Here is a 559-nt window from a genome sequence, read left to right on the forward strand (position 1 = left end):
GTCCGAGACCCTGCGCGAGCACCTGCGCCGGCAGGCCGACGTCCCGCGGCAGCGCACCAACCGGTACGGCGAGAAGGAGATCGACCTCGCGGCCGGCCACAGCGGCGAGCCCGACATCCCGCACACGTTCGTCGACTACGAGGCCCGGCCCCGCGAGTACGAACTCAGCGTCGCCCAGACCGTGCTGCGCATCCACACCCGCGTGGCCGACCTCTACAACCAGCCGATGAACCAGACAGAGCAGCAGATCCGGCTGACCGTCGAGGCGCTGAAGGAGCGACAGGAGCACGAGCTGATCAACAACCGCGACTTCGGACTGCTGCACAACTGCGAGTACGACCAGCGGATCCAGCCGCACGACGGGGTGCCCGGCCCCGACGACATGGACGAACTGCTCAGCAGGCGCCGCGGCACCCGGCTGCTGCTCGCCCACCCGCGCGCCATCGCCGCGTTCGGCCGCGAGCTCAACAAGCGGGGACTCGTGCCGGAGACCGTCGACGTGGGCGGCAACCGCATCCCCACCTGGCGGGGCGTGCCGATCTACCCGTGCAACAAGATC

Annotated in this window: 1 pseudogene; it reads left to right on the top strand. The window is 69.9% G+C overall.

Annotation, left to right across the window (positions count from 1 at the left end):
- A pseudogene (locus LPA54_RS35795) lies at window positions 1-559 on the top strand (Crp/Fnr family transcriptional regulator); the annotation flags it as partial.

The sequence above is a fragment of the Streptomyces sp. DH12 genome (assembly GCF_020873895.1).
Lineage (GTDB): Bacteria > Actinomycetota > Actinomycetes > Streptomycetales > Streptomycetaceae > Streptomyces.